The sequence below is a fragment of the Bacteroides sp. 51 genome (assembly GCF_010500965.1).
Taxonomy (GTDB): domain Bacteria; phylum Bacteroidota; class Bacteroidia; order Bacteroidales; family Bacteroidaceae; genus Bacteroides.
This window is the reverse complement of record NZ_QVMI01000015.1, coordinates 103,726-114,550: the sequence shown is the minus strand read 5'-3', so window position 1 is coordinate 114,550 and position 10,825 is coordinate 103,726. Positions and strand designations below refer to the sequence as shown.

Here is a 10,825-nt window from a genome sequence, read left to right as displayed (position 1 = left end):
TCAATACTCAAAACTCAAAACTCAAACCCTACTGTTTTTCTACTTTCACTATTTTACCCTTGTTCGAAGTCACCACATTTACAGCGGCTGTAATAGCAGCAAGTATATTGGCGGGAATAGGTGCAGGGCCTGCAACCTTCTTGACAGGTATAACCTCTTCGGGCGCGTATTTATTAACTAAGTAAATCAGGAGTTTCCCCAGATAGATTACGATAAGCAATATTGCAAATACCGTGGTCATTCCCACAACCATAAGCAACAATGCCGTTTCCAAGTTTTCCATAACAGATAAGTATTGAGTTATAAATTATAATTAATTTTGGCGTAAAGGCGAAAAAACGCCCGAATTTACCAATTTTATATTGGAGTATAAAGGTGAAAAGGAATAAAAAATGCTAAATCGTTAGTTTAGGATGAGTACAAATGAGAAGTATCCGAATAATTCATAACTTTGCAATTCATTATAGTGATTGATCCGGCATGAATAATCTGAGAATACTGTTTTATCTTTTTATACTCTTCCTCGCCGCTGCTTGTCACCCCAACAAGCAGTACGTGAAGGAGATAGAGGTTGTGTATTCCATGACGGAAGAGCATCCGGATACAGCGATATATATGCTGCGAAAGATTCATAGTACACAGGACTTGTCCGAGAAGGATTATGCAATCTATCAATTACTACTCACTTACCATCAGGCCCGGAAGAGCGAAAGTCAGGGAGATGTTTCACTTTCCGAGGGAAATTACCTGAAAGCAATAGCCGAAGCCGAAAAAGCCAAAGATTACAAATTCACCGGACTGGTTTACACCCGGCTAAGCGAACTTTACAAGCGTACAGGCGACTATCAACGGGCATTCGACGCGCAACAAAAAGCACACGTCAATTATCTGTTGGCCAACAATCAGGAAAATAACTCATTGTGGTATTGGTTTGCAATACCTATTATACTGATTATTCTATGCCTCATCCTGGCATATCGTTACCAGTCGAGAAATAAAATCCTCCAAAAGCAGATTGAGAAACAGGAAAAGCAACTGAACGCTACTCATAAAACGATTTCAGAACAGAAGCTGGAATTGGTCAGTCTGAGGAAAGACATGAAAGTAACCAGGGAGCATATATATAACAACTCGGAGATGATACGGAAAGTGCGCGCTTTCAATAATTTGCCGACTGTTTCGAAGGAGAAGCCTGCTTTATCGGAACAAGATTGGAATAATTACCTGTCTTTGTTAGAAGATAACTACGGTTTCGTATCTTCGCTCAGAAAGACATATCCCCGATTGACCGATGTGGATATCCGGATATGTGCACTGATGAAAGAAAGAGTCATGGCTGCTCATATCGGTTCGGTAATGAATATGGTACCGGACACATTAAACAAAAGGATACAACGGATTAAAAACGAGAAGATGAATTTATCGGGTTCAAGTGCGTCTTTAGAGGTTGTATTACACGGATCAGAAAAAAGATGGCGAAGGTTACGAGAATTATACATTCAACCCAAGAGTGGTGTTACATTACAATCTTCCCGGCAAACAGTTTGTTCGCTTGCGTACCGATATCAGCAATGCATCGCCTTCCTTATCCGAGTTAAGTGCCATTGACCAGGTTATCGACTCCATACAGATTCAACGTGGCAATCCTAACCTTAAACCGTACATGAAGTATCGCGCCGAACTGACTTATGAGTATCAGAAAGGTCTTTTCTATGGAAACTTCTGGGGTGTATACGAATATGCGCCTGATGCTATCATGGACGAGAAGAGGCTGGAAGATAATAAAATTGTCCAGACATGGGATAATCAGAAGAACTGGCAACGGCTTGCCAACCGGTTAACCTTACGCGTAGGGCCCATCAAGGATATTCTTCAGGTATCAGTAGCAGGTGGTGTTAATCATTATATCAGCAACGGAAATCAATATAAACATACGTATACGAACTGGTTTATGGACGCTAATATTTCAGCCACACACAAAGGTTTCACTCTTATCGGAGGGGTGGTAACCAACTGGAACTGGTTCTATGGCGAAACTTTAAACGGGGGAGAAAACTTACATTATATTATGGCAAGGTATAACCGCAAGAACCTCTCATTAGGCTGTGGCATAATGATGCCATTTATGGATAATTATAAAACTGAATCGGAAAACAGATCGCAATATGCTTCATATAAGAAGAGTAATTACATCAAAGAAAGTTCCCAATTAGTCGCTTTCCAGATCAGTTATAACTTCTCATTCGGAAGAAAATTCAAAGATACCTCAAAACGCCTCAATAATAGTGATAACGACTCTGGGGTGATGAGTGTAGGTAAATAAATAAAGGGCTTTTCAGCCCTTTATTTATTAAAACTCGCTTGTAAAATGGAAACGAATGTTTTTGAAGTCTATTTGTGCCATTTGCAGGACATAGCCGCTGTCGGCAAGGAAGACGTCTCTTCCGTCTTTGTCTTTGGCCATGTATTGGAATTTACGTTTCTTGAACGCTTCGAGTTCTACCGGATCATCGCTCTCTATCCAGCAGGCTTTGTAGAGGCTAAGTGGTTCCCAGCGGCAAGAAGCGTTATACTCGTGGAGTAAGCGGTATTGGATAACTTCAAACTGGAGTTGTCCTACGGTTCCGATGATTTTACGACCGTTGAATTGGTTTACAAATAACTGGGCCACCCCTTCGTCCATAAGTTGGTCAATGCCTCTGGCTAGTTGCTTTTGCTTCATCGGATCGGCGTTCTCGATGTACTTGAACATTTCGGGAGAGAAGCTGGGTAGTCCTTTGAAATGCAACAGTTCGCCTTCGGTCAGGGTATCGCCAATCTTGAAGGTTCCACCGCTATCGGGTAAACCGATGATATCGCCCGCCCAAGCCTCATCGACGGTTGTTTTACGTTGCGCCATAAACTGAGTCGGCGATGAAAAACGCAAAGTCTTATTATGACGGATGTGCAGATACGGGGCGTTACGGGTAAACTTACCTGAGCAGACCTTACAGAAAGCTACACATGAACGGTGGTTAGGATCGATATTGGCAGTGATCTTAAAGATAAATCCGGTGAACTTGGCTTCGTCAGGGTTTACGGTACGCTCTTCTGCTGCAACCGGACGTGGGCTTGGCGCTATTTCTACAAAGCAGTCCAGCAATTCCTGTACACCAAAGTTATTGAGGGCAGAACCAAAGAATACGGGTGCCAGATTTCCCTTCAGATATTCTTCCGTATCAAACTCCGGGTAGACTCCGGCAATCAGTTCAAGGTCGGAACGTAATTTTCCGGCGAGTTCTTCGCCGATCTGCCGGTCCAGTTCTTCGCTGTTAATATCGACTTCCATCTTTTCGGCAACCACCTGTTTGGACGATTGGTAAAGATCTAGTTTTTGTTCAAAAATATTATATACGCCCTTGAACCTTATGCCCTGATCAATGGGCCAGGAAAGCGGACGGACGGCTATTTTGAGTTCCTCTTCCAGCTCATCCAACAAATCGAACGGGTCCTGCCCCTCACGGTCCATCTTGTTGACGTAGATAATGACCGGGGTTTTGCGCATTCTACACACTTCCATCAGTTTCCGGGTTTGTGTTTCCACCCCTTTGGCGCCGTCTACTACAATGATTACGCTGTCTACGGCGGTCAGTGTGCGGAATGTATCTTCGGCAAAGTCCTGGTGACCGGGCGTATCGAGGATGTTGACTTTGTAGTCCTTATAGTCGAACTCCATCACAGAGGTGGTAACGGAGATACCACGTTGTTTCTCGATCTCCATCCAGTCGCTGGTAGCCGTTTTCTTTATCTTGTTGCTTTTTACGGCACCTGCCACCTGAATCTGTCCCCCAAAAAGCAGAAGTTTTTCTGTCAGGGTGGTTTTACCCGCGTCGGGGTGGGCAATAATGGCGAAGGTACGCCGTCTTTCTATTTCGCTATTTACCAACATTTTGATTTACAATTTTACGATTTACGATTTAATACTATAAGTACCATTTACAGGCTAATCATCTGCATAGCAAATGGTAAATTGTAAATGGTAAATGGTAAATTCAATTGCTTTTCAGCAATTGGATACAGTCCACCAAGCTGGCTTCCCAATGTGGAATTTCTATGCCAAACGTGTTCTTTATTTTGGTTTTATCCAATACCGAGTAGTGCGGACGTGCGGCTTTCGTCGGGTAATCTGCCGTATGGATCGGATTCACTTTGCAGTTCGTTATTCCCGCCAGGCGATGTATGGCCACCGTAAAGTCATACCACGAGCATACGCCTTCATTGCTGAAATGATAGATGCCGCGAACGACACCTTTATTTATAATAGCATAAATGGCCACGGCCAGATCGCGCGCATAGGTCGGGGTGCCTACCTGGTCAAAGATAACGCCCAACGCATCGCGTTCCTTGCCGAGGCGAATCATGGTTTTCACGAAGTTGTTGCCATAGATGGAGTAAAGCCATGCGGTACGTATGACGACTGCTTGCTGGCAATGATCCATTACGTTCTTTTCGCCTGCCAGCTTCGCCGTTCCATAGACCGATGCGGGACAGGTTGGTTCGTCTTCGGTATAGGGCGTGTGGTTCGTACCATCAAATACATAGTCGGTAGAGACTTGTATCATGGCCGCTCCTCTGCTCTGTGCGGCACGGGCAAGGTAACCCGGTGCGAGGTGATTCAAACGGTCATTCAGTTCCTGGTTATCTTCGGCGGCATCTACGGCGGTGTAGGCGGCACAGTTCACGATGATGTCTATTTCGTGTTGGTTCACGAAATCGTTTACTGCCTGCTCGTTGCAGATATCCAGTTCTTCTACATCGGTAAAGAAATAAGTATGTGTGGCATTGGCATTGGCAAGCACACGCATCTCATTGCCTAGTTGTCCGTTGGCTCCGGTTATTAGTATCTTCATAATTTATAATTCGAGTTCTCCTTTCTTTTCCTTATCGTAATAATTGGCCAATAAAGAAAGCAGGTTGGTTATGGCTTCGAGTGCTTTGGTTGTTTCGGCACTGATTGTTTTCTTTTGTAATCTCAGCAGCATCACTACATAAAGCGCCTCGAAGCAGGTTTCCAGTTCGGGTTCTTCTTTATGTCCGCTTTTGTTGCGTAGCTCAACGATAAAAGGCAAGGCTTTAAAATAAGCTCCGCTATAAAAGGGAAATGCAGGAGAGTTCAGGAGTTTGTTATGCAGTTCGGTCAGGTTGATGATTACGTTTTTGTTGATTTGCAGGTGTCCTTTTTCGGTTACGCCTTCGTCCTGCATCATCCAGATGAGTTCTTCATACCAGTTTTTGAGTGTTTGGCGAACTTCTTCTCCATCCTGATACTGGGCAATGATGTTTTGCTCTATCCGGTCTATATCCAGGTTGTTGGCACGTATCAAGTCCTCTACCTGCCACATATAGATAAGGTATTCGGCAATGTTTTTTTTGTTTAATTGCTGTGCGATATACATAATTTATTTTAATAAAGCGAAGCGCCCAGAAGGGTAAATATGAGTCCAAACACAGAAACGGTAGCCACAATTACACCAATCACCCGGTTTATCATCCAGATGCCGCGTACGTTGAAACGTGTCCGCACTTTATTTACAAAGTACGTAATGCCAAACCACCAGGTCAGCGCTCCGAGGAATATAGCCAGATAGCCTATCAGCTGTTGCCCCACGGGGATGCCGGGCAGGACAAAGGCAAAGCGGGCGAATAATCCGATGAAGAGGAAGATGATAAGTGGATTGGAGAGTGTAACGAGAAAGGCCGTTATAAAGTTATGAAGGTAGGTTCCTTTATTGTGCGAAATGGGGCGTATGGATTGTACGGGGTTGCTGCGATAGGTGTAAATTCCGAAAAACAGTAGCATGATGCTTCCCAATAGTTGCAGATAGAAGATGTTGGCATTGATAAAATCGAAGATAAAACTCATCCCGTAGCCGGTGAGTAAAGCGTAGATAATATCGCTCAGCGAGGCTCCCAATCCGGTTACGAAGCCATACCAACGTCCTTTATTGAGGGTACGTTGAATGCAAAGAACTCCCACAGGTCCCATGGGCGCAGACACCACAACACCTATGATGAAGCCTTTTACCAATAAGTCAATTATGGTAACTTCAATCTGAAACATGCCGCAAATATCGTACTTTTTTATGGAATGAAGAATAGTAAGTCTGTGAAATTTAAGAAAACCCGGTAAAAAGGGCACAATCTTCGGAAAGGCGCTTTCCAGGAAAACACAGGTCTGAATGTCTTTATCCACCGTGCACACGGAAGACAAATGCCCTTTCTTTAGTTCCAATGGGAGCTTAGTGTTCTGAGCCACGGCACTTAACGCACTGACCAGCAGGCACACCAAAACAATATATTTTACGTTCTTCATCATAGTTACAACTTTACCTTCAGTTTCAATTTTACTTGTGACAAAGATCACTCTTTTTCTTCACATAAAAAAGCCCAAAATCTGTGTTTACGTGACTTTAATCCGATTGTCACGCAAGAGTCGGAATTATCCCGTTTCCACAGGGTACTACCCAACGAACACCAGGGTACTACCCTAGTGTTGCTACCATACCACCCTAGCGACTCTACCATACCACCCTGACACTCTTACCATACTACCCAACGAGTGCCAGCATACTACCCTGGGACTTGCAGCATACCGTCTTATACACCCAAGTATTATACATAAAATTTCTTCAATAAAAGTGCAGGCGCATCGGGCATAATGTGAACTTCATGTTTACATTATTTTTTTTCGTCTCTCAAGCTTGCTCTTTTTTAGTTTAGTTTAGTTTTCTTTCTTTTACTTTACTTTGTTTTCAAATGTATGCATTATAGCTCCAAATGTAGACATTCCGGCCTCAAATGCAAGCATTATAAACAGGTGACGAACTTCCGGGTTAACATCTTTGCAATATTTGCATACACCATTTTCCGAACCGCAGAATTTTATGTATCTTTGCGGCATATAAAAATAACACTCATTTTAACAACGAATATACACATGATTTTCTTCTTCAAAACCCTATCCAACACTGTGGTAGCCGTAGAAAGCGGTAAGGAATTAACTTCTGAAGATAACAAGAAATTAAGTTGGGCATTCGGCGAAGCTAAGCCCGAAAGCCAGGATAACCTGAAGGGTTATTTCATCGGGCCAAGACGCGAAATGATCACGCCGTGGAGTACCAACGCCGTAGAAATCATCCAAAACATGGGTATAGATGGCATTACCCGCATTGAAGAATACTTCCCCGCAAAAGACGAAAATGCTGAGTACGACCCCATGCTGCAACGCATGTACCCTAGCTTGGATCAAAACCTATTCGTTACCGACCGCCAGCCCGAACCTATCCAGTTCATTGAAGACCTGGAAGCATATAATGAGCAAGAAGGATTGGCACTTTCCGAAGAAGAAATCAATTACCTCAAGAAGGTAGAAAAAGATCTGAACCGTAAACTAACCGACTCCGAAGTATTCGGCTTTGCACAGATCAACTCCGAACACTGCCGTCACAAAATCTTTGGTGGAACATTCATTATCGACGGCGAAGAGATGGAATCTTCTCTATTCCAGATGATTAAGAAGACCACCCACGAAAATCCAAACAAAATCATATCCGCATACAAAGACAACGTAGCCTTTGCCGAAGGCCCTGTAGTAGAGCAATTTGCTCCGGCAGACCACAGTACTTCGGACTACTTCGTGATCAAAGACATCAAAACCGTGATCTCACTGAAAGCGGAAACACATAACTTCCCCACCACGGTTGAGCCTTTCAACGGAGCATCGACCGGAACAGGTGGAGAAATCCGCGACCGTATGGCCGGTGGTAAAGGTTCATGGCCTATCGCCGGAACAGCCGTCTACATGACTTCATACCCACGCACCGAAGAAGGCCGCGAGTGGGAAGAACTCTTGCCGGTACGCAAATGGTTGTACCAGACGCCGGAACAAATCCTGATCAAAGCATCAAACGGTGCATCCGACTTTGGAAATAAATTCGGCCAACCCCTGATCTGTGGTTCGGTACTGACTTTCGAACATCAGGAAGCCGATACATTCTATGGTTACGACAAAGTAATCATGCTTGCCGGTGGTGTAGGCTACGGCACACAACGCGATGCACTGAAAGGACATCCCGAAGCCGGCAACAAAGTCGTTGTGATCGGTGGCGATAACTACCGCATCGGTCTGGGTGGTGGTTCTGTATCTTCCGTTGATACAGGTCGGTACAGCAGCGGTATTGAACTAAACGCCGTGCAACGTGCCAACGCCGAAATGCAGAAACGCGCCAACAACGTGGTTCGCGCCCTTTGCGAAGAAGATGAAAACCCCATCGTATCCATCCACGACCACGGTTCGGCAGGACACGTAAACTGTCTGTCGGAATTGGTCGAAGAATCGGGTGGATTGATCGATATGAGCAAGCTCCCTATTGGAGATAAAACCCTGTCGGCCAAAGAGATCATTGCCAATGAATCTCAGGAGCGTATGGGCTTGCTGATTAAAGAAGAAGCCATTGAACGTGTACGCAAGATCGCCGAACGCGAACGCGCTCCGATGTACGTAGTAGGCGAAACAACAGGCGACCAACGCTTTGCTTTCCAACAAGCCGATGGTGTACGTCCGTTCGACCTTTCGGTAGATCAGATGTTCGGCTCGTCGCCCAAAACCTATATGCGCGACAATACCGTGGAACGTCATTACGACAACCCGGTTTACGAAACATCCAAACTGCATGAATACCTGACTAATGTTTTACAGCTCGAAGCCGTAGCTTGTAAAGACTGGTTAACAAATAAAGTAGACCGTTCCGTAACAGGTAAAGTAGCCCGTCAGCAATGCCAGGGCGAACTTCAATTGCCTTTAAGCGACTGCGGCGTGGTAGCCTTGGATTACCGCGGACAGAAAGGGATTGCAACCTCTATCGGTCATGCCCCACAAGCAGCGCTATCCGACCCGGAAGCCGGTTCTACACTTGCCGTAGCAGAAGCCCTTACCAACATTGTTTGGGCACCATTGGCAGAAGGGCTGGATGCGCTTTCCTTATCAGCCAACTGGATGTGGCCTTGCCGCTCGCAGGAAGGCGAAGACGCCCGCCTGTACAAAGCCGTAAAAGCATTGAGCGACTTCTGCTGTGCACTGCAAATCAATGTGCCAACCGGAAAAGACTCACTCTCCATGACTCAGAAATATCCCGACGGAAGCAAAGTAATCTCTCCGGGAACCGTTATCGTATCGGCCGGAGCCGAAGTAACGGATGTAAGAAAAGTAGTATCCCCCGTAATGGTGAACGATGATAAATCATCTTTCTATCATGTAGACTTTAGTTTCGACGAACTGAAACTCGGCGGATCGGCTTTCAGCCAAACACTCAACAAGATTGGCGACGATGTTCCGACCATAAAAGATGCTGAGTATTTCCGCGACACTTTCCTTGCCATACAAGAACTAATCAACAAAGGAATGATTATAGCAGGTCATGACATCTCCGCCGGAGGTCTGATCACTACCCTACTCGAAATGTGCTTTGCCAACGTAGAGGGCGGTATGGAAATCGAACTCGACAAACTGAAAGAGCAAGATATCGTTAAGATTCTGTTTGCCGAAAACCCGGGCATCGTTATCCAGGTGAAAGACAAGGACGCTGCCGAAATGAAGAAAATTCTTGAAGATTCGGGCGTAGGCTTCGTGAAGATCGGTACCCCCGGTGCAGAACGCCACATCCTGGTATCCAAAGACGGAGCAACCTATCAATTCGGTATCGACCATATGCGCGATGTATGGTATTCGTCGTCTTACCTGCTCGACCGCAAACAATCTATGAACGGATGCGCTAAGGCACGTTTCGAAAATTACAAAATGCAACCTGTTGAGTTTGCTTTCTCGCCCGAGTTTAAAGGCAAACTTTCACAATACGGACTTGATCCTGAGCGTCGCACCCCAACCGGAATCAAAGCCGCTGTTATCCGCGAAAAAGGAACAAACAGCGAACGCGAAATGGCCTACACGCTTTACCTTGCCGGTTTCGATGTAAAAGACGTAACGATGACCGACCTCACCAGCGGCCGCGAAACCCTCGAAGACATCAACATGGTGGTTTACTGCGGTGGTTTCTCTAATTCCGACGTACTGGGCAGCGCCAAAGGATGGGCCGGCGGTATCCTGTTCAACGAAAAAGCGAAAGCTACGTTGGATAAATTCTATGCCCGCGAGGATACCCTTTCACTGGGTGTTTGCAACGGTTGCCAGCTGATGATGGAGCTTGGACTGATCAATCCGGAACACGAGAAGAAAGGCAAAATGCTACATAACGTATCGCATAAGTTCGAATCCATTTACCTGACACTCACCATCCCAACCAACCGCAGCGTTATGTTCGGTTCGTTGAGCGGAAGCAAGATCGGTGTATGGTCGGCACACGGCGAAGGAAACTTCTCACTGCCTTACGATGAAGATAAATACAACGTTGTAGCGAAATATAACTACGATGGCTATCCGGGCAACCCGAACGGCTCCGATCATTCAATCGCTGCATTGGCCAGCGCCGACGGACGCCATCTGGCAATCATGCCTCACCCGGAACGTTCTATCTTCCCCTGGCAGTGCGGGCACTACCCAGCCGACCGCGTACAGAGCGACCAAATCACCCCGTGGATGGAAGCATTTGTCAACGCACGGAAGTGGATTGAAGCTAAAAAGTAATGAATTTATTATAACTCCCCTTCGTCATTGCGAGTCGCCACTATATTGAAATATAGAACTATTTGTAATGACAATATCCACCCCCTGCCCCCGCCAGCGGGGGATACCTGCGGCATCGTATCCCCCGCTGGCGGGGGCAGGGGGTGG

At 45.6% G+C, this 10,825-nt stretch carries 6 protein-coding genes and 1 pseudogene; 2 read left to right on the top strand and 5 right to left on the bottom strand.

What is annotated here, in order from left to right:
- Positions 1-28 precede the first annotated feature (28 nt).
- On the bottom strand, positions 29-283 hold the full coding sequence (locus D0T87_RS12500; RefSeq protein ID WP_163175468.1) for an OadG family protein: 255 nt from the start codon (positions 281-283) through the stop codon (positions 29-31).
- 1,161 nt (positions 284-1,444) lie between these two features.
- Here D0T87_RS12500 and D0T87_RS12495 point away from each other — a divergent pair.
- Positions 1,445-2,323: pseudogene (locus tag D0T87_RS12495) on the top strand (outer membrane beta-barrel protein); the annotation flags it as partial.
- A 27-nt stretch (positions 2,324-2,350) separates the two neighbouring features.
- On the opposite strand, the gene D0T87_RS12490 reads toward D0T87_RS12495, so the two are convergent.
- The 4 genes from D0T87_RS12490 to D0T87_RS12475 all read right to left on the bottom strand — a co-directional run bounded on the left by D0T87_RS12490 (position 2,351) and on the right by D0T87_RS12475 (position 6,100).
- Positions 2,351-3,928 carry a peptide chain release factor 3 gene (locus D0T87_RS12490; RefSeq protein WP_163175467.1) on the bottom strand — a complete coding sequence of 526 codons (1,578 nt, stop codon included), beginning with the start codon at positions 3,926-3,928 and terminating at the stop codon, positions 2,351-2,353.
- A 103-nt stretch (positions 3,929-4,031) separates the two neighbouring features.
- Positions 4,032-4,889 (bottom strand): dTDP-4-dehydrorhamnose reductase, encoded by an 858-nt coding sequence (rfbD, locus tag D0T87_RS12485; RefSeq protein ID WP_163175466.1) that lies wholly within the window; start codon positions 4,887-4,889, stop codon positions 4,032-4,034.
- A 3-nt stretch (positions 4,890-4,892) separates the two neighbouring features.
- Positions 4,893-5,435: a DUF4924 family protein gene (locus D0T87_RS12480; RefSeq protein ID WP_163175465.1), complete on the bottom strand. Its 543-nt coding sequence runs from the start codon at positions 5,433-5,435 to the stop codon at positions 4,893-4,895.
- 8 nt (positions 5,436-5,443) lie between these two features.
- Entirely contained in the window at positions 5,444-6,100 is a 657-nt protein-coding gene (locus D0T87_RS12475; protein ID WP_163175514.1) for a LysE family translocator, read from the bottom strand.
- A gap of 756 nt (positions 6,101-6,856) precedes the next feature.
- Between D0T87_RS12475 and purL the strand changes: the two genes are divergently transcribed.
- Positions 6,857-10,678 (top strand): phosphoribosylformylglycinamidine synthase, encoded by a 3,822-nt coding sequence (gene purL / locus D0T87_RS12470; RefSeq protein ID WP_370526846.1) that lies wholly within the window; start codon positions 6,857-6,859, stop codon positions 10,676-10,678.
- The last annotated feature ends 147 nt before the right edge of the window (positions 10,679-10,825 follow it).